Annotated in this window: 23 protein-coding genes; 9 read left to right on the forward strand and 14 right to left on the reverse strand. The window is 42.4% G+C overall.

What is annotated here, in order from left to right; translation table 11 throughout:
- Positions 1-14: 14 nt before the first annotated feature.
- The 6 genes from tsaB to AAEZ02_RS05455 all read right to left on the reverse strand — a co-directional run bounded on the left by tsaB (position 15) and on the right by AAEZ02_RS05455 (position 4,849).
- Positions 15-713: a tRNA (adenosine(37)-N6)-threonylcarbamoyltransferase complex dimerization subunit type 1 TsaB gene (gene tsaB / locus AAEZ02_RS05430; protein WP_351122172.1), complete on the reverse strand. Its 699-nt coding sequence runs from the start codon at positions 711-713 to the stop codon at positions 15-17.
- 71 nt (positions 714-784) lie between these two features.
- Entirely contained in the window at positions 785-2,710 is a 1,926-nt protein-coding gene (gene yoaA, locus AAEZ02_RS05435) for a DNA repair helicase YoaA (protein WP_124011669.1), read from the reverse strand.
- A 209-nt stretch (positions 2,711-2,919) separates the two neighbouring features.
- Complete coding sequence (locus AAEZ02_RS05440) at positions 2,920-3,180, reverse strand: hypothetical protein (protein ID WP_124011670.1); 261 nt, start codon at positions 3,178-3,180, stop codon at positions 2,920-2,922.
- A gap of 8 nt (positions 3,181-3,188) precedes the next feature.
- A complete protein-coding gene (locus AAEZ02_RS05445; RefSeq protein ID WP_249000986.1) occupies positions 3,189-3,395 on the reverse strand; it encodes a hypothetical protein in 207 nt (68 codons plus the stop codon).
- Positions 3,396-3,580: 185 nt separating this feature from the next.
- On the reverse strand, positions 3,581-3,811 hold the full coding sequence (locus AAEZ02_RS05450) for a thioredoxin family protein (RefSeq protein ID WP_351088630.1): 231 nt from the start codon (positions 3,809-3,811) through the stop codon (positions 3,581-3,583).
- Positions 3,812-3,835: 24 nt separating this feature from the next.
- Positions 3,836-4,849 (reverse strand): permease, encoded by a 1,014-nt coding sequence (locus AAEZ02_RS05455; protein WP_124011672.1) that lies wholly within the window; start codon positions 4,847-4,849, stop codon positions 3,836-3,838.
- Positions 4,850-5,278: 429 nt separating this feature from the next.
- Here AAEZ02_RS05455 and AAEZ02_RS05460 point away from each other — a divergent pair, with 429 nt between their 5' ends.
- Positions 5,279-5,821, forward strand: a complete 543-nt coding sequence (locus AAEZ02_RS05460) for a DUF1569 domain-containing protein (protein WP_124011673.1) — start codon at positions 5,279-5,281, stop codon at positions 5,819-5,821.
- A 210-nt stretch (positions 5,822-6,031) separates the two neighbouring features.
- Here the strand turns inward: AAEZ02_RS05460 and AAEZ02_RS05465 are convergent, their stop codons facing one another.
- Both AAEZ02_RS05465 and AAEZ02_RS05470 read right to left on the reverse strand, forming a co-directional pair.
- Positions 6,032-6,433 (reverse strand): Fis family transcriptional regulator, encoded by a 402-nt coding sequence (locus tag AAEZ02_RS05465; RefSeq protein ID WP_124011674.1) that lies wholly within the window; start codon positions 6,431-6,433, stop codon positions 6,032-6,034.
- Between the two features lie 416 nt (positions 6,434-6,849).
- A complete protein-coding gene (locus AAEZ02_RS05470) occupies positions 6,850-7,719 on the reverse strand; it encodes a diguanylate cyclase domain-containing protein (protein WP_351122177.1) in 870 nt (289 codons plus the stop codon).
- 903 nt (positions 7,720-8,622) lie between these two features.
- On the opposite strand from AAEZ02_RS05470, the gene hisG reads away from it, so the two are divergent.
- The 8 genes from hisG to hisIE all read left to right on the forward strand — a co-directional run bounded on the left by hisG (position 8,623) and on the right by hisIE (position 15,997).
- Positions 8,623-9,522 carry an ATP phosphoribosyltransferase gene (gene hisG / locus AAEZ02_RS05475; protein ID WP_124011676.1) on the forward strand — a complete coding sequence of 300 codons (900 nt, stop codon included), beginning with the start codon at positions 8,623-8,625 and terminating at the stop codon, positions 9,520-9,522.
- Between the two features lie 5 nt (positions 9,523-9,527).
- On the forward strand, positions 9,528-10,817 hold the full coding sequence (hisD, locus tag AAEZ02_RS05480; RefSeq protein WP_124011677.1) for a histidinol dehydrogenase: 1,290 nt from the start codon (positions 9,528-9,530) through the stop codon (positions 10,815-10,817).
- 79 nt (positions 10,818-10,896) lie between these two features.
- Positions 10,897-11,994 carry a histidinol-phosphate transaminase gene (hisC, locus tag AAEZ02_RS05485; RefSeq protein ID WP_124011678.1) on the forward strand — a complete coding sequence of 366 codons (1,098 nt, stop codon included), beginning with the start codon at positions 10,897-10,899 and terminating at the stop codon, positions 11,992-11,994.
- 87 nt (positions 11,995-12,081) lie between these two features.
- Positions 12,082-13,149: a bifunctional histidinol-phosphatase/imidazoleglycerol-phosphate dehydratase HisB gene (gene hisB / locus AAEZ02_RS05490; protein ID WP_101031947.1), complete on the forward strand. Its 1,068-nt coding sequence runs from the start codon at positions 12,082-12,084 to the stop codon at positions 13,147-13,149.
- A 9-nt stretch (positions 13,150-13,158) separates the two neighbouring features.
- Positions 13,159-13,833 carry an imidazole glycerol phosphate synthase subunit HisH gene (hisH, locus tag AAEZ02_RS05495; protein ID WP_198554734.1) on the forward strand — a complete coding sequence of 225 codons (675 nt, stop codon included), beginning with the start codon at positions 13,159-13,161 and terminating at the stop codon, positions 13,831-13,833.
- Entirely contained in the window at positions 13,830-14,567 is a 738-nt protein-coding gene (gene hisA, locus AAEZ02_RS05500; protein ID WP_124011679.1) for a 1-(5-phosphoribosyl)-5-[(5-phosphoribosylamino)methylideneamino]imidazole-4-carboxamide isomerase, read from the forward strand. The genes hisH and hisA overlap by 4 nt, the downstream gene beginning before the upstream one ends.
- Complete coding sequence (hisF, locus tag AAEZ02_RS05505; RefSeq protein ID WP_101031949.1) at positions 14,549-15,322, forward strand: imidazole glycerol phosphate synthase subunit HisF; 774 nt, start codon at positions 14,549-14,551, stop codon at positions 15,320-15,322. The genes hisA and hisF overlap by 19 nt, the downstream gene beginning before the upstream one ends.
- A 24-nt stretch (positions 15,323-15,346) precedes the next feature.
- Positions 15,347-15,997: a bifunctional phosphoribosyl-AMP cyclohydrolase/phosphoribosyl-ATP diphosphatase HisIE gene (gene hisIE, locus AAEZ02_RS05510; RefSeq protein ID WP_101031950.1), complete on the forward strand. Its 651-nt coding sequence runs from the start codon at positions 15,347-15,349 to the stop codon at positions 15,995-15,997.
- A gap of 74 nt (positions 15,998-16,071) precedes the next feature.
- On the opposite strand, the gene AAEZ02_RS05515 is transcribed toward hisIE, so the two are convergent.
- The 6 genes from AAEZ02_RS05515 to AAEZ02_RS05540 all read right to left on the reverse strand — a co-directional run bounded on the left by AAEZ02_RS05515 (position 16,072) and on the right by AAEZ02_RS05540 (position 23,441).
- Positions 16,072-16,941 carry a mechanosensitive ion channel family protein gene (locus tag AAEZ02_RS05515; RefSeq protein ID WP_101031951.1) on the reverse strand — a complete coding sequence of 290 codons (870 nt, stop codon included), beginning with the start codon at positions 16,939-16,941 and terminating at the stop codon, positions 16,072-16,074.
- 45 nt (positions 16,942-16,986) lie between these two features.
- Complete coding sequence (lpxM, locus tag AAEZ02_RS05520) at positions 16,987-17,922, reverse strand: lauroyl-Kdo(2)-lipid IV(A) myristoyltransferase (protein ID WP_351089115.1); 936 nt, start codon at positions 17,920-17,922, stop codon at positions 16,987-16,989.
- Positions 17,923-18,239: 317 nt separating this feature from the next.
- The gene (ihfA, locus tag AAEZ02_RS05525; protein WP_011637176.1) at positions 18,240-18,539 is read right to left on the reverse strand and encodes an integration host factor subunit alpha; all 300 of its coding nucleotides are present in this window, start codon (positions 18,537-18,539) and stop codon (positions 18,240-18,242) included.
- A gap of 3 nt (positions 18,540-18,542) precedes the next feature.
- A complete protein-coding gene (gene pheT, locus AAEZ02_RS05530; RefSeq protein WP_351122182.1) occupies positions 18,543-20,930 on the reverse strand; it encodes a phenylalanine--tRNA ligase subunit beta in 2,388 nt (795 codons plus the stop codon).
- Positions 20,931-20,945: 15 nt separating this feature from the next.
- A complete protein-coding gene (gene pheS, locus AAEZ02_RS05535) occupies positions 20,946-21,929 on the reverse strand; it encodes a phenylalanine--tRNA ligase subunit alpha (RefSeq protein WP_101031954.1) in 984 nt (327 codons plus the stop codon).
- 1,020 nt (positions 21,930-22,949) lie between these two features.
- The gene (locus AAEZ02_RS05540; RefSeq protein ID WP_101031955.1) at positions 22,950-23,441 is read right to left on the reverse strand and encodes an ATP-dependent zinc protease family protein; all 492 of its coding nucleotides are present in this window, start codon (positions 23,439-23,441) and stop codon (positions 22,950-22,952) included.
- Positions 23,442-23,922 lie beyond the last annotated feature (481 nt).

Here is a 23,922-nt window from a genome sequence, read left to right on the forward strand (position 1 = left end):
ATAACGCCGAATGGCTATTCTCGGCCAGGAAGTTTTTTCCATGTAACCGTATCACGAAGGTACACTGGCGAAAGTTCATCGACAGAGGTATGTAAACCTTGTTGGTAACCTTGCTGCACAAGCACGATCATGGCTTTTGCATCTGGGTAAGTTGCTTGACTGCATGGAGTAATGTGCGGCGCAATATTCAATAATTGTGGATAGGCTTCAAATCCTGTGCCACAAACACTAATGGTTTGTTGAGTATCGAGTGTCAATTCAATCGCTTCTGGCGCGCTAACGTGTTCTTCACCCACTAAGGTGGCAATACCATCTTTGGCAATATATTGTCCCCAATACACTTCTTTCATGCGGGCATCAATACAACACAATACCTGTGAAGCTCCGAGCTCAATCGCCATTTGCGCCATGGCAGTAAGCGTAGAAATACCAATAACGGGTAAATCTAGCCCCAGTGCTAAACCTTGGGTCATGCTAGTACAAATACGAATACCGGTAAAGCTGCCGGGGCCGCGGCCATAAGCAATTAAATCAATATCGGCTAGTGTCACTTTAGCTTCAGCTAAGACGGCGTCGACCATAGGTAACAAACGTTGGCTATGTTCGCGCGGAGCATCTTCAATACGAGCATAAACGTCGCCGTTAATGGTTAATGCTACTGAGCAAGTTTCAGTGCAAGTATCAAGCGCGAGGATATGTAACTGCTTAGGCATTTTGATGGGTTACTCGGTAATCACGACAAATAAGCCCATTATGATAACTGATGGGCGATGTTTTAAAAAGCTTAAGGGATCTGTTTTAAAAATTGTAATGCGTGCTCTAAGTCGCGAGTTCGCTGCATTGGCGGCAATGAATTAATAAACGCTTGCCCATATGCGCGATTCACAATCCGATTATCGCACAAGATAAGCACACCACGATCTTTTTCATCACGGATTAATCTCCCTACGCCCTGCTTTAAACTGATCACCGCTTGCGGCAATGAAATAGTGGCAAAAGGATCGAGTCCTTGACGCTCAGCATTAGCCGCTCGAGCCTTGTATAATGCGTCATCTGGAGACACAAACGGTAATTTATCAATAATCACACAACTGAGTAATTTACCGCGAACATCCACTCCTTCCCAGAAACTGCTGGTTCCCAACAACACCGCATTACCGAGTTGTCGAAATTTATTCAATAAACTTTGTTTACTGGCCTGCCCTTGCACTAAAAGCGGATACTTGACTTTACCTTGCAACATTACGGCGACTTGTTGCAGCATATGATGACTGGTAAATAAAATAAATGTCCGTCCTTGTGCGGCATTAATGGCTTGAACACACACATCAACCAGTTGTTTTGCTGAATGTTGCGACTGCCCCACCTTGCCTAAATGACGAGGTACGCAAAATACGGCTTGATTGGGATAGTCAAATGGACTGTCTAAAATGAGTTGCTTTGAGTCAGCCAAGCCTAACTCTTTAGCAAAATGCGCTAAGCTGCGATTCACTTGCAATGTCGCGGAAGTAAATATCCAACGCGTATCCTTAACAAACAATTGCTGACATTGTTTGGCGACATTAATCGGGCTCATGCGAAGCATAATAAACCGAGGGCCAAGTTCTACGCTGTAAGCCGCTTGCAGGTCTTGGCACTCAAAATAATGACGTAATGTCTCAGCCAGCGCCTGTAATTGCTCAAAGGCAATATCGAGTTGATCATCTCGACCCAGATGATATTGCATATTATTGGCTAAATCGACAAGCGCCTGGTGTAAGCTCCAAGATGTGCTGGCAAGTGTTTTATGGGCAAGCACTTTGCGCCAATCAGAGACTTGATGTTCAAACATCAAGTTGTGCCATTCACTGAGGGCAATTAAGCCACGCTGAGCCAGTTGTTCAAGTTGAATGCTGTCGCGGATCACTTCTTTATGCAGTTTGATCACCGCATTGAGTCGTTTATCAATTTCGCGACTTGAAATGTGGCTGCCAAAGTAACTGATACAGATATCAGGCACTAAATGGGCTTCATCAAAGATGACAACATCTGGGTCCGGCAATAACTCCGCAAAACCAGAGTCCTTCAATAATCGGTCTGCAAAAAATAAATGATGATTGACCACTACCACTTTAGCGTCCATAGCTTTAATGCGTGCTTTACGGGTAAAACACACATCATAATGATCACATTTTTTACCGGTACAACTTTCTTTGGTGCTGACGACGGTGGGGATCACTTCAGAATGTTCAGCCACCGAGGTTAAATTGCCGATATCGCCATCTTTACTTAAATGTGCCCACTGGTTAATTTTTAATAAATCATCAATGTAAAATTCAGTAAACTTATTGGCCATTTGCATCTGTTTTTCAAGGCGTAATTGGCATAAATAATTATTACGCCCTTTGAGTAATGCAACAGGGACATGAATATCAAGCATGGTTAGCAATGCAGGTAAGTCTTTGAGAAATAACTGTTCTTGAAGATTTTTACTGCCAGTACTGATGACCACTTGCTTACCACTGAGCAAGGCAGGGATTAAATACGCGAAGGTTTTGCCCACGCCCGTACCCGCCTCTAAAATCAGATTATGCTTTTTAGCAATAGCCTCACTCACCGCAACCGCCATATCTGTTTGGGTCTGGCGATTGTGATAATGATGTACATGTTTTGCTAACGCACCGCGCTCGCTAAATTCGTGGGTAACGGATTGGGTAAGTGTCGAGCTCAAAGCATCCTCAAATTATCGCGCTAATGCTGATGTGATATGGTTTGGGCTATTATGCTTATAACAGCTTCATGTTCCAACTGTTTATCATCAAAAGTACAAAAGGATGTCGATGTAACAGCAATGACGACTGGATTCAATTATTGTAAACCGAGCATTAAAATATGCTGGAACCTGTGTGACTCAGCATTTATTCGAGCAACATAAAGGGATCATTGCTTTATGGTTATTGGGGGAAACTCGTTGGGAAGGATTATTTGCCTAGCATTCTCAAAGGAGAGTTGAAACACCCTTTTGGGGTCTGTCGCTTTACATTTTTCCGTCATACTGATGACTTTTCCTGCTGGCGATTGACCAAATAAATCAAACGAGAATGTCCAATCCGTCACCTTACGATCACTAGTAAAACGCCCGATGACAATCAACTGAGATGCGGTATCAGGATTGTGATAACCGTCGCCCAATGAAAACATAAGTCCTTTTATGGGCGTAAGCCTTTATTATCCTTTAATTGCACCTTTGCTAATGTTTGAGTCATGATTTCAACGCGATGGTGGTTAAATTCAGCAATCGATGATGTCATTAATGTCATCATCGACATGATCACATGCACTGAGGGTGCATTAACATTACAATAAAAGCCTGTCGGCGACTTATTCGTCCACCCTTTTATTATTTCAAATGGCACTCGATTGCGAAGGATCCGAACTGATGACCCTTAAGCTTTTAGATAAACATGAGGAAAGAAACGTTACTGGCAAGATTTCAATGTCTCTGTCCGCTAGAGTCAATAACAATCTAGCACAATGCCAAAGAGGCTATCGGCTTATTTACTGCCAATAGCCCCAAGCAACTTATCGCTACAGAGGCAAATTATATCCACTCGGCTATTTGATCTCTAGTGGGTTTACTGCCTTTATGAACCACTTTTTCATCTACCACCACCGCTGGCGTGCTCATAACGTCATAAGCCATAATTTGCGCCATCTCGGTCACTTTTTCGATTTTGATTGCGACACCCTTTTCATCTGCAACGGCTTGGACCAATTCGGCAGTTTCAAGGCATTTTTTACAACCAGAGCCTAATACTTTAATGATTTTCATTTTTATTCCTTAATAATTAATTTTTTAAATTGAAGATGACAAGGTTGGCGCTAGTGCATTAAAAATCCAACCGACCAGTGTAAACGCGACTAATAAAAGACAGAATAATATCGCCAGTAAGCGCCATTGCATAACTTGTTTTAGCAAAATAAATTCAGGAAAACTTGCCGCCACTGTACTCATACAAAATGCCAATGTGGTGCCTATAGGTAGACCATTGATAATCAGGCTTTCCATCACAGGAATAACCCCTGTCGCATTGGAATAAAGAGGAATACCCAGCAACACAGCGGCAGGAACAGACCACCATTGTCCGTCACCCAAATGCGCCGCAATCCAACCGTCGGGAACAAAACCATGTAATGCAGCACCTAAACCGACACCAATAATGACCCATTTCCATACCCGGCCAAAAATATCCAGCATCTCAGTTTTGGCAAATTGATGCCTTTGTGGCAAAGACAAGGGGTCTGCACTGACGCCATCATCAACCTTATCTTCGCCGCCCTTTTGTTGACCACGTTTTAACGCTTCTGCCGCAAACGATTGCAACCAACGTTCCGCTTTAATCGTGTCAAGAAATAACCCTCCTAACATGCCCACACTCATGCCGACGGCGACGTACAAAAGAGTAAACTTTATCCCCAATAAACTCATCAGCAGTAATATTGCCACTTCGTTGATTAAGGGCGAAGTGATCAAAAAACTCATGGTGATCCCCAAAGGGATCCCCGCAGACGTGAAGCCTAAAAACACCGGAATACTCGAACAGGAACAAAATGGGGTGACGACACCAAATCCAGCTCCCATCAAGTAACCTACGCCTCGATGTTTACCGGCTAAATAATCCCTGACTCGCTCCACATTTAACGACGCCCGCATTAGGGCAATGAGATAAATCATCACTAAGAGCAATGCAAAAATTTTAGTGACATCTTCAACAAAGAAATGCAGCGCATCACCGAGCTTTGTCTCTGCCGACAAGCCCAATACACTGTAAATAAGCCAAGATGCCAAATCAGAAAAGATTTGAAACATAAATAAAATACTCAAGAAATCGCTTAAGCTTAAGATAACTGATTTTTCAGATAAAATTTAAGACATAGATCTCGATTTTATCGAGACTGCATTAATGATCAACTCAGGTCACCCAATTTCAGTTAATGAGGCATTACTGAGTAAACATAACCACATTAGTATTTGCGAACAAATAACCGTGAGCGCTAAACAGCGATATGCAAAGCTGAAACAGAAATGGATCAAATTTCATTTCCTGATATGCCAATGAATAGCAACGAATTAGTTAGGCTACAGATCGTTATAAAAGATCATGAGCAGCTTGTCGTTGTTATACTTATTGAAATAAGATTGAATATTTTATAAAAATGTATCGACAACAAAGATCCTAATTGGGTTGTCTTAAACGTCAATAATGCACATGCAACTATCAAAAATTGAGGCTAAACAATGCAACGTAGACAATTTTTAAAAGTGGGTGTAGCGAGCGCAGCCATCGGCTTAGGGGGGGCGAGTGTGATGTGGTTAAACCAAGGCAAGGATACTAAGCTACTTAATTTAAACGCATTGTTATCGATCCTGAATAAAATGTCATTATTACCGCCAGAGCAATTAGCAAGCCTAAGTACTGGCCAATGGAACACTGCCCAGGTATTCAGCCACTGTGCCCAAAGTGTTGAGTTTTCGATGACCGGGTTTCCGCAACATAAATCTGCCGTATTTAAGCACACGGTTGGCACACTAGCGTTTGCGGTTTTTGCCACTAAAGGGGCGATGTCGCATAGCTTAAGTGAATCTATTCCCGCGGCACCAATACTAGATGAACATGTCGACGTTAACGTCGCCTTGAACCGTTTGATACAATCCTTAGGTGATTTTCAGCAATATGAGGGTGAACTCAAGCCACACTTTGCTTATGGCGCATTAACTAAATCAGAATACGAACTTGCCCATGTATTACATTTTTATAATCACCAGCAAACTTTTACCTAAGTCAGTTAGTCGTTAATCTTTGCTTGGGATAATAAACGGTTATCAAACAGCCTTTCCCTGTTAATTATCTTGTATTGACTTACGAACAAAACCAATGCCAACTTTGATATAATATTAGGTGTAATAGTATGATTCTAAATTACTTATTCTATCTCACATCCCCAGTTGAGATTCGTTAATTTAGAACGAGATAAGTATTAGCAGGTTAAATCAGCCTCCACGCGACATTGAGTGCAGCTTAGAGCGACCATTGTTTGCCATGCTATTAGTTTCACTTAACCGCAACGCCCAATTACCCTGATGTTGCTGCTCGCAGGCAGTTTCGGTATCAAAGCTAACATGCTGATTGATGTCTTTGAGGTTAATATCGTATTGAGCAAGGGTGCGTTGAATTAAGCTTAACAATATCGCTTTATCACCGCGTTGATTAAATTGCATTAGCTGTGATTCAGTATCAAATATGCAAATAATCCGTAAACCTTTAGGAAATATAGCATAATCAACCATATGGGTAATCCACGCAAAACCTGGATAGGCCGCTATTGCTTGTTGGCATACAGAGGTTAATCCCTCTCTTAATTGATTGTCTCTTTTTTTGTCAATTTTACGCATACTAAAAATGTTCTTCCTAAGTCAGTATAACTAACCTCATCTCGGGATAATAAGCGGTTATCAAACAGCCTTTTGTTTCTCTATCTGCCTTACATTAACGTTCAATAGGCCAGCTATTGACGCGTCAATACGCCTCGATAGCAACACAAAAGACCAGCTTGATATTGATGACTTAACGATAGACTGATTTTTATCCGTCTATCCCATCTCTATATCCCGAGTTGAGGCTAAGCTAATAAATCATCTTGTTAAAACATATTTAGCGCATTGTTTTTATGCAGATAAAATATCGGAAACAATGACACTACTTAACCTTATTATCTCAATCGGGGTTAATTATAACCCACTATTTTACTAGCAAGAGCATTGTTCAAGTTTAAGACAATGGCTAAGCAATAAAACGACTTTAGATTATCTCAACTTGCATTGACTCGATTTCCGCCAGCATTTTTTGCTCTATACATTGCTTGATCTGCATGTTGAATTAATTGCTGCTCATCATCACCGTTTTCAGGGTAACGAGCAACGCCAATACTCGGTGACAGTTGCAAATTAAGACTGTCAAATTGATAAGGTTTCTCAAGCTCAATACGTATGTTTTCAGCAATAACAAGCACATCATCAAATAAATCAATTCCATTTAACACAACTAGAAACTCATCCCCACCAAAGCGTCCAACCGTATCCGATTTACGGACACAATCGCGCAAACGTTGAGCTATATTCTTGAGTAGCTTGTCACCGACAAGATGACCATAACTATCATTTACATGCTTAAACCCATCAATATCGATAAATAACAAGGAAAGATCAGTGCCTTCGCGGCGCGCTAATCCAAGTGAAGTTTGTAAGCGCCCAAACAATAATGTCCTGTTCGGCAATTCTGTTAATGGATCATGTCCTGATATGTAATGCAGTTGCCGTTCCATTTGCTTGCGTTCAGTAATATCGTGAGCAATCGCGATTCTAAATTGGTGATACTCTGACCATCGAGCAGACCAAAGAATGTCGACGATTTCTCCATCCTTGCGGACCCAGCGATTTTCAAACCGAGGTTGAAGTTTCCCACTCATTAGTGTGTCAACAACGTTAAGCGTTCTTATGCCATCCTCGGGATAGACAAAGCCAATCATTGGTTTGCCTATCACTTCGTCAGGAGAATATCCAAAAATATCTTCAAACGCAGCACTGACAAACACAAAACAGCCTTTTCTATCAACGACACAAACTGCATCAAGCATTAAATCCATAACATCTCTAAGCGCCACTAAGTCAATGGTCTTCATACAGTGCATACCTCGAGAAGTTAGATTTATTGTTAAAGGCTAATATATGCCAGCTTATAAGCAGAGTAAAATAAACTCAACGACTTATGGGAATATCATTTATTCATATCGATGAGGAAAGGCCTGAGAATTAACCTTGTATTAGTTATAGTGTAGTTTATCCATTGAATGAACAAACAGCACAAGTGATTTATTCTATTAGCATTCTGCTCACGACCATAAAAACATCGCCTACAGACAAAGCGAAGCTCGAACGAGTCATACTGATGCGGATCGAGCGTTCAGCCTTGCTGAGGAAATAACCGATGCAGCGATGTCATTAGACTCTGTTATTCAAACCGTTAATGTTTAGGGTCAATATGATAGATGTGCAGCCCTCGAACGAATTAAATGCTTCAGTGGTAAGCAAAAAATATTACATTATCATTTAAGCCAAGGTACCATTCACTTTATAGAGTATAATTTATCCGTAATCCATGACCATGTTGTTGGCTTTATTGAGCATAAAAAAATAACAAGGCATAACTTATGCCATTAATATGCTCATTAAATAATATAAATGCTTTATCCGCGCTTGCAAACTAGCATAAATGCGGTTAAGTTAATTGCAAGTCGATACACACGACATTCAATGAGAGTATAATTCCTCATTAAACTAATTAAATAAGATTACATAAAGAGAATTACCATGAACATCCAAGTGACTACAATCCACCATCATCACCATATGCGGTAGCCTTCGGATGCTAACTGCCGAAGGACGATATCCTTCTGGTGGTGAACAATATTTCACATAAACCCCTGGAAGGAATTTCAGGGGTTTTTTGTTGTTCTAAATTTATATTTTTATTTAAGCTGTTAAATTTACACTATTTTATAGTTAATACATTAAGGAAGTATCACATGAGTGAATCAAAGCGTTTACGTATTGCCATCCAGAAATCAGGTCGTTTATCAAAAGAGTCTCAACAGTTATTGAAAAGCTGTGGCGTTAAATTTAACGTTAATGAGCAACGCCTGATTGCCCACGCTGACAACATGCCAATCGACTTATTACGTGTTCGTGATGATGATATTCCAGGCTTGGTAATGGATGGTGTTGTTGACCTCGGGATTATCGGTGAGAACGTGCTAGAAGAAGAGCAAATTGAGCGCCAACTAGCAAACAAACCCGCTGAATGTACTAAATTACGTGAATTAGATTTTGGTTCGTGCCGTCTATCATTAGCGGTACCCAATGAGTTTAAATACCAAGATGCTAACTCACTTGAAGGTCTGCGTATCGCCACTTCTTACCCCAACTTACTGCGCCGCTTTATGCAAGAAAAAGGCATTAACTACAGCGACTGTATGTTAAAAGGTTCAGTTGAAGTAGCACCACGAGCTGGATTATCTGACGGCATTTGTGATTTGGTGTCGACCGGAGCCACCCTTGAAGCTAACGGCTTGTATGAAACCGAAGTGATTTACCGCTCAAAGGCTTGCATCATTCAATCAAGTAAAACTCAATCTACTGAAAAACAGGCACTCATCAACAAAATCTTATCGCGTATTAATGGCGTTATCCGTGCCCGTGAAAGTAAGTACATCTTATTGCACGCCCCAATTGAAACCTTAGATCAAATCGTGGCCCTACTCCCAGGCGCAGAAAACCCAACAGTATTACCTCTTAATGACGACACTAATCGCGTTGCCATTCACGCAGTGAGTACAGAGGATTTATTCTGGGACACAATGGAAGAGCTAACGGCATTAGGTGCCAGCTCAATTCTAGTCATGCCTATTGAAAAAATGATGGGGTAACACAAATGCAAATTCTCGATTGGGCCTCTTTATCGACCAAGCAGCAACGACAAACCTTAGCACGGTCGCCATTGATTGGTGATGCCAGTGTAGAGCAAGGTGTTCGCGACATTATTGAGCAAGTTAACGCTCAAGGTGATAGCGCGTTATTGGCTTATAACAAAAAATTTGACGGTGTTGAACTGACAGAGTTAGCGTTATCAACTGACGCTATTGCCGCCGCTTGTGCGCGAGTGGGTGACGACGTTAAGCAAGCTGTAGCGCAAGCAGTCAATAACATTGAAACCTTTCACAAGGCGCAAGTGTTTCAGGGTGTAGATATTGAAACTCAAGCGGGAATTCGTTGCGAGCTTAGAAGCGAACCTATCGAGCGTGTCGGCTTATATATTCCTGGCGGCACAGCACCATTAATCTCAACGGTAATGATGCTCGCCCTGCCAGCAAGAATAGCCGGCTGTGGCAAACGCGTATTGGTCAGCCCACCGCCAATTAATGATGCGATTATTTATGCAGCCAATGTGTGCAGCATTACCGATATTTTCCAAGTCGGCGGCGCCCAAGCTATTGCGGCAATGGCGTTTGGTACTGAATCAGTACCAAACGTAGACAAAATATTTGGTCCAGGTAATCGCTATGTGACCGAAGCCAAGCGCTTAGTGTCACAAGACAGCCGTGTTAGCGTGTCTATTGACATGCCAGCAGGCCCGTCTGAAGTGCTAGTGATTGCCGACAAAGATGCTAATCCTGCTTTTGTGGCGTCCGATTTACTGTCGCAAGCTGAACACGGCGTTGATTCACAAGTGATGTTAGTCACTGACTCATTAACTCTTGCCGAAGATGTAAACCAAGCTTTAATTGAACAATTAGCCCAATTGAGTCGTAAAGACATCGCCGCGCAAGCACTAGAATGCAGCCGCAGTATTATTGTCAGTGATATGGGGCAAGCCACCAAGGTGTCTAACTTATATGGTCCAGAGCATTTAATTATTCAAACTGCAGCGCCTCGTGAAGTACTGAAACATGTGCGCGGTGCGGGGTCTGTGTTTTTAGGGGCTTACACACCAGAATCTGTCGGTGATTATGCCAGTGGCACCAACCACGTGTTACCGACATATGGTTATAGCCGTTCGGTATCCAGCTTGTCATTGGCCGATTTTAGCCGCCGCTTTACGGTGCAAGAACTCAGCAAGCAAGGACTACAATCCTTAGGCCAAAGTGTGATGGTATTAGCTGAAAATGAACTGTTAGATGCGCATAAAAATGCCATCGCCATTCGTTTAGCCAGTTTGCAGTAGTTGTTATTGTCTAAGCTTTGATCTAGAACAGAAGTGATGAATTAACACCTTTATAGCGAAGAAAGTAGAGAACACAGCCATGAGTCAGACCCAAGTAGCGCCTTTTGATCCAAACACGTTGGCCAGACCCGAGTTACTTACGTTAACACCGTATCAAAGTGCCAGACGTATCGGCGGCAGAGGGGATATTTGGATCAATGCCAACGAGTCGCCATTTAATAATAGCCCGCTTGATAAAGTGAATCGTTACCCAGAATGCCAGCCACCTGAACTCATCAATGCTTACAGCCGGTATTCTGGCGTAAAAGCAAGTAACATTATTGCCAGTCGTGGCGCTGATGAAGCGATTGAATTACTGATCCGCACCTTTTGTATTCCAGGTGTCGACACCATTGCTTGTTTTGGACCGACTTACGGCATGTACTCCATTAGCGCGGCGACCTTTAATGTTGGCGTCAACGCACTAAGCTTAACGGATAACTATCAGTTACCTCAAAATTGGCCAGCACAAATCGGCAATGCCAAAATTGTGTTTATTTGTAACCCAAATAACCCAACTGGCACTGTGATAGCGAAAGACAAAATTGAACAAGCAATTCAAGCGGCGCCAAATTCAATTGTGGTGGTAGACGAAGCCTATATTGAATTTTGCCCTGACTACAGCGTGGCCGATTTACTGGGTAAGTACCCTAACCTTGTCGTGCTGCGCACTCTATCAAAAGCGTTTGCCTTAGCGGGCGCCCGTTGTGGTTTTATGCTTGCCAGTGATGACATTATCGATTTAGTGATGCGAGTCATCGCCCCTTATCCGGTGCCATTGCCAGTATCAGACCTTGCGATAAAAGCCTTAAGCGCAACGGGTATCGACACTATGCAAGCCCAAGTGGCTAGCTTAGTTGAGCAAGGAAAACGCTTAAGCAATGCACTTACAGCCTATGGCGCCAAGGTGTTACCGGCAAACGGTAACTATGTGCTGGCTAAATTTGCCGATGTCAACGCTGCCGCTAAACGCTTAAGTGATTCAGGTGTAGTCGCCCGCGCCTATAAAGATCCGCGTCTTGCTGATGCCATTCGCTTTAGCTTTACCAATGAACAACAAACAAATTTAATTATCTCTTTGTTTACAAAAAACCTGTCTGAGTCGGTAGCAGAAGTGGGCCAAAAGTCGCTTCGATAGATAACCTGATGAACAGATTGATAGGCACATAGATTAACATTAATAGATTAAAACGAATAAAATTACACCCTATTGAAGGCATTGAACATGAAACAGAACATATTATTCATCGACCGTGATGGCACTTTAGTTGAAGAGCCGGCAATCGATAAACAACTCGATAGTTTGGCTAAATTGGTGTTTGAGCCACAAGTGATCCCAGCGCTGCTTAAATTACAAAATGCGGGTTTTCGCTTGGTGATGGTCAGCAATCAAGACGGTTTGGGTACCGATTCATTTCCAAAAGCTGACTTTGATGCTCCGCACAATATGATGATGCAAATATTTGCAAGCCAAGGGGTGAAGTTTGACGATGTGGTGATTTGCCCACACTTTAATGATGAAAATTGCAGCTGCCGCAAACCGAAACTGGGCCTAGTAAAAGACTACCTGACTCAAGGCAAAGTGGACTTTACCACTTCAGCGGTGATTGGCGATCGCGAAACCGACGTTGAGCTTGCCAATGCTATGGGTATTAAAAGCTATAAATACAATCGTCAAACGCTGAATTGGGATGACATTGCTAATGTATTGCTTAGCAAAGGCCGTATTGCAACTGTGGTACGCACCACCAAAGAAACAGACATCAAAGTCACCATTGACCTAGACAGTCAAACTAAGGGTAAGATTGAAACTGGCATTGGATTTTTTGACCACATGTTAGATCAAATTCAAACCCACGGTAATTTTAAAATGGACGTGCACGTTGATGGCGATTTAGACATCGACGATCACCACAGCGTGGAAGACACCGCCCTAGCCATTGGTGATGCTATTCGCCAGGCATTAGGCGACAAGCGCGGCATCGCCCGTTTCGGTTTCAGTTTACCCATGGATGAAGCCAGCGGCGAATGCCTAATGGACATTTCAGGTCGCCCATTTATTAAATTTAATGCTGATTTTGAGCGTGAAATGGTCGGCGAAATGGCCATTGAGATGGTGCCACACTTTTTCCGCTCGTTTGCCGATGGCCTGCGCTGCACCTTACACATTGGCTCCAAAGGCGATAACGATCACCACAAAGTAGAAGCACTGTTTAAGGTACTCGGTCGTACGCTTCGCCAAGCGGTGAAGGTCGAAGGTGACATACTGCCATCAAGCAAAGGCGTGCTGTAAGGAGTTCATATGACAGAACTATCGGTTTCATCAAGCACGTCTACTACGGCTTCGACAAGCATGGCCAATGACCTTACCGTTATTATAGATACCGGCTGCGCCAATTTAAGCTCAGTACGGTTTGCCTTTGAGCGTCTTAACGCTAATGTCATTGTCAGTGCTGACTTTGATGTTATTCGCAGCGCGGCACGAGTGGTATTGCCAGGTGTTGGCACCGCAGGTGCGGCCATGGACGCCTTAAAACAAAAAAACTTAGTCGAGCTGATTAAAAGCTTAACTCAACCTGTGATGGGCGTGTGTCTTGGCATGCAAATGCTGGCATCTTTATCGAATGAACATGGCGGTCGCAGCGAGCAAAGTATCACTTGCTTAGGCCTAGTACCCACTGACATCGGCGACTTAGACAGCAAAGGCTTGCCTTTACCTCACATGGGCTGGAATCAAATTGAGGTCAGCGATCATCCTTTGTTTGTTGGGATAGAAAATGGCAGCTACGTGTATTTTGTTCACAGCTACCGCGCGCCAATCAGTGAATACACTTTAGCCCGCAGCACCTATGGCGAATCATTCAGTGCCGCTATTGGTAAAGGTAACTTTTTTGGGGTGCAATTCCACCCAGAAAAGAGTGCCAAAGTGGGTGCAAAGATTTTACAAAACTTTTTAAATATGGGGACACCACAGTGATTATTCCTGCCATTGATTTAATTGACGGCCAAGTGGTGCGTTTATACCAAGGTGACTACGACAAGCAAACCACCTTTGACTTAAGCCCATTGGCGCAATTGCAGTCTTATCAAGCCCAAGGGGCAAAATTGTTGCATATTGTTGACTTAACGGGTGCAAAAGATCCTAATAATCGTCAAACCCAATTAATTACTGAACTTGCTGCGGGGCTTGATGTTGATATTCAAGTCGGCGGCGGTATTCGAACTGAAGAGCAAGTCGCGGAATTATTAGCTATCGGAGTTAAGCGCGTGGTCATTGGCTCGCTTGCCGTTAAAGAGCCTGAACGGGTTAAAAGCTGGCTAAACAAATACGGCCCTGAGGCAATTTGTTTAGCGCTAGATGTCAACATTAACGACGCCGGTGAAAAAATCGTTGCGGTATCGGGTTGGCAGTCTGGTGGCGGTAAGTCACTAGAATCACTGGTGGCTGAATTTGAAACTGTCGGCCTTAAACATGCTTTAGTGACCGATATTAGCCGTGATGGCACCCTAACTGGCGCTAACACTGAACTCTATACTGAACTTGCTTCCACGTATCCTGACATCCTTTGGCAAGCCTCTGGTGGTATTGCCACGCTAGACAATGTCGCCGCAGTACGCGACAGTAAAGCATCGGGGATTATTATCGGCAAAGCACTGCTAATTAACCAATTTACCGTTAAGGAGGCAATCCAATGTTGGCCAAACGCATAGTTCCTTGTCTTGATGTACGCGAAGGTAAAGTGGTTAAAGGAATACAATTTCGCAATCACGAAATTGTCGGTGACATAGTGCCGCTGGCGGCTCGTTACGCCCTTGAAGGTGCTGATGAATTAGTATTTTATGACATTACTGCCAGTGCTCACGATCGGGTGATTGATAAATCTTGGATCAGCCGCGTCGCGGAGCAAATTGATATCCCCTTTTGCGTCGCCGGTGGCATTAAAACCATCGAACAAGCACGTGAAAAATTGGCTTTTGGTGCCGATAAAATCTCGATAAACTCGCCAGCATTAAGTGACCCTAGCTTGATATCCCGTTTGCAAGACGAGTTTGGCCGCCAATGTATCGTTATTGGTATTGATTCATTTTATGATGCTGCCAGTGACAGCTATAAAGTCAAACAGTTTACCGGTGATCAAGCCGCCACTAAAGACACCCAATGGTATACTCAAGATTGGGTTGAAGAAGTGCAAAAGCGTGGCTGTGGTGAAATAGTACTTAACGTCATGAACCAAGACGGCGTGCGCGGCGGTTACGATATCAAGCAATTAAGCATGGTTAGGGCAATATGCGATGTACCGTTAATTGCTTCTGGCGGTGCTGGCACCATGGCGCACTTCAAAGAAGTGTTCGAACTTGCCAAGGTCGACGCTGCATTAGCGGCAAGCGTATTCCATAAAGGCATTATTGATATTGGTGAACTCAAGCAATATCTGCACGCCAATAGCATCGCAATTCGTTTATAATTTTGCAAAAAAAAGAGAACACCTATGACTGATATTGTATTTGATAGCACAAGCGTGGACTGGGACAAACAACAAGGCGCTACTTCGGGATTAGTTCCAGCGGTCGTGCAGCATCACCTGACCGGTAAAGTGCTTATGCTAGGTTACATGGATAAAGCCGCCTTAGCCAAAACCTTAGCCACTAACCAAGTCACCTTTTTTAGCCGCTCAAAACAGCGTTTGTGGACCAAAGGCGAAACCTCTGGCAACACACTTGATTTAATTGCTATCGATAAAGACTGCGATAATGACAGCTTTTTAGTACAAGTTATTCCTAACGGCCCGACTTGCCATACCGGCACAGAAAGCTGCTGGCCAGATGGCAACGCCCATCCTTTTATCGATAACCTGACTAAGCTGATTATTTCACGTAAAGGTCAAAGTGCTGATTCAAGCTACACAGCATCATTATTTGAACGTGGTACAAAGCGTATTGCACAAAAAGTCGGTGAAGAAGGCCTTGAAACCGCCCTTGCTGCAGCCACCCATGATAAAGAAGAGTTGGTCAATGAAGCGTCTGATTTAATGTATCACTTAATTGTGTTACTTGAAGATCAAGGCTTGTCGATGGCAGACATCAATAAAAACTTATTAGATCGTCACACCAAAGCCAACAAATCTGACACGAATAAGTAACGCTTTAGCTGGTTAAATTAATAATAAAAAAGACGCCACGGCGTCTTTTTTATTGATGCAAAAATCGGTGTTAATTAACTTTTATGACTTCGGTTAATCGTCAAATTACCATCAACATGTAAATCACGTTGTGGATAAGCAATCACCACATTATGCTCGTTAAATAGCTCGTACATTCTAAAACGAATTTCGCTACGACGGCGGCGGATATCAGTTTCTGACACTGCGCTGACCCAAAAAATTAAGTCAAAAATCAATGCATTGTCGCCAAAATCTTCAAATAAGACGGAGGGTTCAGGTTGCGGCAAAATATCATCTCGCTCACCAATAACTTGATAAATTAGCTCACGAACTTTAATCACATCCGAACCGTAAGCCACGCCAACACGAACAAATGTTCGGGCATTTTTATCAATCAAGGTCCAGTTAGTCACGGTGTTTTCGAGTAACAGACTGTTGGGCACTAGCATGTGCACTCCGTCATTACGGCGTATCAAGGTTGAGCGAGTGTTAATACACTCTACAACGCCTCGCGCCTCACCTACTTCTAAAAAATCACCAATGCGGATGGGACGTTCCCACATTAAAATCCAGCCACTGATAAAGTTATTAATAATGTTTTGCGCACCAAAACCCACACCAATCGCTATCGCACCTGACACAAATGCAAACGCAGTTAAGGGAATATTTAAAATTTCCATACAGGTAAAAATGAGTACTGCGATACTAATAATAAAATACATGCGAGTGAATAAATGGATCGCATCGGCACCAACATTACGACGTTTGAGTGCTTTAACAATCAAGCGCCCAACACGAGTGATAATAAACCAGGCTAAAAATATGTACAAAGGCACTTGTAACAACTGCAACAAAGTAATTGGGCTATCGTCGTAGGTAAATACCACCAAAGACAAGGCCGATAACAATTCGTTAAAATCCATATGAACCTCTTATTCTTGTGATTACATCAAGGTGATGGTTATAATTTAGTAAAACTCTTGCTCTCCTGGTGGACGAGTTTTGAGCAATTTCAAAAACCACATATATTGTTCTGGATAAGCATTAATCACTTGCTCAACCACTTTGTTTAACGCGATGGCTTCATTCTCTTTGCCAATCATCTCATCAGGATTAACCGCTGGCAGCACCGTCATAATAAATTGTTTAGCCTGCTGGTCGTAACCAATCTTAACGGGCATGACTTGTGCATTACCGGCTTGGGCTAAGCGACCGACAACCGGTAATGTGGCTTTAACTGTGCCCATAAAAGGCGCAAATATACTTTTTTCAGGCCCTAAATCTTCATCAGGCAAATAGAAAAAACTGTTGTCATTTTTTAACTCGGCCAATAAAGCTCTAATCCCTGCTTCACGCATATACACACGACCACCTTGACTACTGCGCATGCGATTACTAAACCAATTAAATAATCCATTGCGATGGGCTTTAGCCATGGTCACTAACGGAATTTCCATGTTAATTCGCAGACCTGCATATTCCATTGGCCAAACATGCGGCATGATAAAAATTATCGGTTGTTTTGCCTCTCGGGCAGCTTGCACATTTTTAATGCCATTAAGTTGAATGCGGCGTTTTAAGTGCGCTTTAGAACGAATAAGCAACTCAGCTTGCGACAATAAGGTAATGACAAATGTTTCAACATTCTGTTTGATTAACGCATCTACATCTGCAGGTGACTTATCAGGAAAACAGTGCGTAATATTCACCTTTGCGATCCGCAATGGTTTCTTGGCAACTTTCATTACTACTCGGGCAAATAATCTCGCAATGGGATCTCGAATGCTTGCAGGAAGTGCACCAAATAAAAACAGCACAGCGATGGCTAACCATGTCCCCCAGTGACGAGGGTGTAATAGTGATTTATTAAAACGAGTATCGAAATATTTTGCTTGTCGTGCCAAAAGAAACTCCAAATAAACTGACCCTGATCCACAGGGAAGAATCATATTATAACAATGGCATTATACTAAGGATTAATGAGTGTGGAACAGTAATTATGCCCGACAACATCAAAACATCACTCTCTCTTAGTGCTATACCCATGTTTATAAAACTAGCTTGCTCACGATTTCTCTGACGGTAAGGATAATGTTATAGATCATGTGGATATAATGAAATGATAAAATAAATTTACCAAATTCAAAAACAAAAGAGCCACTCAATTAAGAGTGGCTCTTCGTAATACAGATCCGATCGGATTGGCGTATTAACTAGTGAACTACTTTTTACCCGAGTTTGCTGCTTCAACACGTGACTTTAACTTCTGTCCAGGACGGAAGGTAACAACACGGCGTGCAGAAATTGGAATATCTTCACCAGTTTTCGGGTTCCTTCCCGGTCTTTGATTCTTGTCCCTAAGGTCAAAGTTGCCAAAGCCAGATAACTTGACCTGCTCACCACTTTCGAGTGCTTCACGAATTTCTTCAAAAAAAGACTCGACCATCTCTTTAGCCACACGTTTGTTAATACCTAATGTTTCAAAAAGATGTTCTGCCATTTCGGCTTTGGTAAGTGCCATACTTTAATCCCTCAACGATGCGTTGAACTCGGTCTTTAGAGCCGATACCACTGCAACCATAGTTTCAGTAATATCTTTATCTTCAAGTGTACGAGTAGTGTCTTGTAATGTAAGTGCGATGGCGAGGCTCTTTTTGCCAAGCTCAACACCCTTACCTTGGTATACATCGAACAAGTTTAAGCCAACCAACTGATTTTCGCCAACTTTTCTTATCAAATTCATAACATCAGTTGCAGAAACTGCTTCATCTACTACTAACGCTATGTCACGACGGTTAGCAGGAAACTTAGATACAGCTTGGGCTAGCGGCAAACGGGCGTGCAATAATGCATCCAGTTCTAACTCGAAAATAATTGTTTTGCCATTGAGTCCAAAAGGCTTTTCCAACTTTGGATGGATAGCACCGATATGACCAATGACGCGATTATTTCGTAATATTTCAGCACATTGTCCTGGATGCAGCGCAGGATGTGTTGCCCCTCTAAAGCTAAATTCTGTAGAGGCAACTGTCAAGCCGATTATTGCTTCTAAATCACCTTTTAAATCAAAGAAGTCGACGATTGTAGACTCCATTGACCAATGCTCATCGTTTTGAACACCAGAAATGACCGCGCCCAGCATAGCTTGTTGACGAACACCAGAATCTGCTTGTGCATCAGGGATAAAGCGTAAACCCGTCTCAAATAAACGCACTCGATTTTGCTGACGGCTTTGGTTATAGCCTACGGCTGTCAATAATCCAGTAAACATTGATAAGCGCATGGCTGACATTTCGACTGAAATCGGGTTAGGCAACACCATGGCCTCTTCGCCAGGGTGAACAATATTTTGCATTTTTGGGTCAACAAAACTGTAGGTCACTGCTTCTTGGAAACCACGAGCAACAAATATACTGCGCACACGCTTAAGCGAAATATCAGCTTCTTGGTGATCAGGCATGCTTAACGCTGCCATTGGCGCAATATTAGGGATATTGTTATAACCATAAATACGCGCCACTTCTTCGATCAAATCTTCTTCAATCGCCATATCAAAACGATATGTTGCCGTGGTGACAATCCAATCATTGCCGTCAACGTTCACGCTAAAACCTAAACATTCAAGAATTTCCGTCACGTCAGTATCAGAAATAACATGCCCTAATGTTTTGTCTAACTTGCTACGACGCAAAGTGATAGTTGCTGCTACGGGTAAATGCTCAATCGATACCGCTTCAACAACTTGACCGGCTTCACCACCACAAATATCTAATACAAGGCGAGTAGCGCGGTCCATGACCTTATGTTGTAGCTCAGGGTCAACTCCACGCTCAAAACGATGTGAAGCGTCTGTGTGTAAGCCTAAACGACGTGATTTACCCATAATGGCCAATGGAGAGAAAAAAGCACACTCCAAAAGGATATCTTGGGTGTTTTCATTTACACCGGTACTTTCACCACCAAATACCCCCGCAAGCGCAACAGCTTGTTTGTCGTCGGTAATCACTAAGGTATCGCTTGGTACCGTAATTTCATTGCCATCAAGCAAGGTTAGCTTTTCAACACCATCAGCTAAACGCACGGTAATGCCGCCGTTTAAGGTATTTAAATCAAACGCATGCATTGGCTGACCAAATTCAATCAACACATAATTGGTAATATCAACAATGGGATCAATTGAACGAATACCACTGCGACGCAATTTTTCTTGCATCCATAATGGCGTGACGGCCTTAATATTGATGTTTTTGACTACGCGGCCTAAGTAACGAGGGCAAAGATTTGGCGCTACCACACTGATGCTAAACGGCGCATCTATCGTGGCGGTTACGGCTTGCCAAGAAGGCTCTATTACCGCTTGACGATTTAATACGCCCACTTCACGAGCAAGACCGGCCATGCCTAAACAATCGGCTCGGTTAGCGGTTAAGTCAACATCAATAATGGCATCATCTAATTGCAAATATTCACGCACATTCAGGCCTATAGGTGCATCTTGCGGTAATTCAATAATGCCATCGCTTTCGATGTCTATACCTAACTCGCCGTAAGAACACAACATGCCCATTGACGGTTGGCCGCGTAATTTGGCTTTTTTAATTTTAAAATCGCCTGGTAATACTGCGCCCACCATCGCTACTGCGACTTTTAAGCCTAAACGGCAGTTTGGTGCACCACAAACGATGTCGATAAGCTCATCGCCGCCAACATTGATTTTAGTGACGCGTAATTTGTCTGCATCTGGGTGTTGGCCACATTCAACCACTTCACCGATGACCACGCCGCTAAAATCGCCAGCGACGGCATCAATACCGTCAACTTCAAGACCAGCCATGGTGATTTGGTGTGATAATGCGTCACGACTTACTGATGGGTTAACCCACTCACGAAGCCAAGATTCACTGAATTTCATCTACTTTTTGCTCCGTTATTTGAATTGCTTAAGAAAACGTAAATCGTTTTCAAAGAAGGCACGTAAATCATTTACGCCATAGCGCAACATGGTTAAACGCTCAACACCCATACCAAAAGCAAAACCAGAGTATTTCTCAGGGTCAATACCCACACTGCGCAGTACATTTGGATGTACCATGCCGCAGCCTAATACTTCTAACCACTTACCGTTTTTACCCATAACATCCACTTCAGCAGAAGGTTCTGTAAATGGGAAGTAAGATGGGCGAAAACGTACTTCTAAATCTTGTTCAAAGAAGTTACGTAAAAAGTCATGCAAAATGCCTTTAAGTTCTGCAAAATTAACGTTTTCAGCAACCATTAACCCTTCAACTTGATGGAACATTGGCGTATGAGTTTGGTCGTAATCGTTACGATAAACACGGCCTGGAGAAATGATCCGAAGTGGCGGTTTTTCATGTTCCATGGTGCGAATTTGCACCCCAGATGTTTGCGTGCGTAACATCACTTTGGGGTTAAAGTAAAAAGTATCATGATCGGCACGAGCTGGATGATGCTCAGAAATATTTAGCGCATCGAAATTATGGAAATCATCTTCGATTTCAGGTCCTTGTTTAACAACAAAACCAAGCTCACCAAAGAAGGTTTCAATACGTTCGATAGTGCGCGTAACCGGATGTAAGCCGCCAATATCGAGCGTACGACCCGGAAGAGTGACATCAATATTTTCAGCAATTAATTTTGCTTCTAATTCAGATGCTTTCAATCCGTCGATACGCACAGTCAACTGTTGTTGAACGGCTTGCTTTGCTTGATTGACTGCGGCACCAAAGGCAGGCTTTTCTTCTGCGCTTAATGATCCCATCATTTTCATCATGTCAGTAATTTTACCTTTTTTACCAAGGTAATCGACACGGATATCATCCAATGTTTTTAGATCACAGGCCTTATCAATGACCTCTAAGGCTTGTTCTACGATCTCGGTTAACTGCTGCATGTTATCATCCACTGCATTTTTGCATTTAAATGCGATTGAGCGTCTAGTCGACTATACGAGTTCACCATAGTGGCAACCCAGTAAGTGACGACGCGGTAGTTTGACGCTTATTATGATAACTAAACAGTCAAGACTGGGGTTAAAATAAAAGATTGGAATTTTACGTTAGCAAGTACAACTTTACTAGTCATTATTGGTATTTTTAATAGCAAATAGTTGTATTTACCTACAATTAACCCACTTAGCCTGTAACCGTGGCAACAAGTGTTAACTCAGGAGTCTACCCAACCGAAATCGTCAGTCTGTTGATGATGGGGTCTGGTTAGCTTACAGCAAGGTTACCTGTCCCGATTTAGTGCGGTTGAACATGTCGCGGTCAAGGGTATTTACTCCTAAATCGGTCAGTAAAAAAGACGCAACCTGCGTGTTTTATGTGGTCACGGGTTAATGAGTTAAATCAGCGTTTACTATATCGATGACCGATGAAAACGAGGTTGCAGAGTCGCGTCAATACCAAAGCCATTACTGGCGGTGTTCAACTCAAACCAACGTACACCTTTCAATTTAGCCCCTCCGAGGCTAATAATCATTATACTTTATTAATACGAGCACAAAACAGACAAAAAAATACCGCTCATATTGAGCGGTATTGTTAACCGATTTTATTGACCGATATTGTTAACCGATATTATTGACCAATAATAAGGAATTAATGTTTTTTAAACGCATCAACCATATAGTGATCCTGTAACCAGTTTCGGCTAATTAATAATTTATAACCCATTTTGGTACGGTCTTTAGATCCATATCGACTAAGAACTCAGACTAGGTTCACCAACACTTAATCAAGCCATGTAACGCGCTTCAGTACCTTACGCATGACGAATTAACCATGTACCTCAAATGTTAGTCCACACCTTGTGTTCTTTCTCGACGCTAATATTGGCAGCATGTAATGAGCGTTCTACCGCACCCGAGTTAATGCGGGGTATACATCAATCCTGTTTGCTTAATACTCAACTAAAGGACCAAAGTACTTTTTTGTGATACATCCACAATGTAGTTATGCTTTAAAAAATTACGCCCAATGAGTAATTTGTATTTCATATGGCTACGGTCGCGTAAATTAACATAAATATGATGCAACTTATCCGAAAAACCGACATCGAGCTTCACCATGTAGCGGGTTTCAATGCCTTGTGAATTCTTCACCCTTAACGTACTGACAATTTCGGCTTGAATACGTTTTTTCTCACCACGTTCATTTTCTGTGGTGAATTCAACAATTTTACCGACATTACTTTTCATTTTTTTGAATGCGCCGCCAATGATTGTTAAATCTACCGCATGCAGAGAAGTCTTCCCCGCACCAGTATCAATGCGAGCATGATAGCGTAGTCCAGACTTAGCGACTGTCATGGTTTCAACTTGACTTAAAATGGTTTTATCACTCGCAAACACAGATATAGACAGCAAACACGACACAACAGAAATCACAATTTTTTTAAACATGATCGATCCCAAAAAAAACTAAACCAGTTAAATAACTGCCTGAACTAAGTCACTCAGCTCGGGATAATAAACGGTTATAAAACAGTTTTTTGTCCTGCTAACTGCATTGTATTGACTTGTAATAGGCTAGTTATTGACGCCGTAAGTCACAAGAGCTGCACCTTATTAGCAAATCAAATCACAAGTTCGATATTAAATAGCTCAAATATTCTGATTTTGGCATATTTATTCCATCTGTTAACCCGTGTTGATGTGATGGTCTCCTCCCAATACGGCATCGATGTGCCATGATTGAAGTTGTTACACACAATCAAAATGGGAGGAGACCAAAATGAAGATTACAACAATAGGGCTTGATATTGCAAAAAGATTTTTTCATGTTGTTTGCTGTAATAAGCAGGGTTGGTTAATTAACAAGAAAATGTTAACAAGAGCGCAAGTATTAGCTTTCTTTCAAACACACCCATCCTGTTTAGTTGCT

Source organism: Shewanella sp. T24-MNA-CIBAN-0130 (genome assembly GCF_040310185.1).
Classification (GTDB): Bacteria; Pseudomonadota; Gammaproteobacteria; order Enterobacterales; family Shewanellaceae; genus Shewanella; species Shewanella psychromarinicola.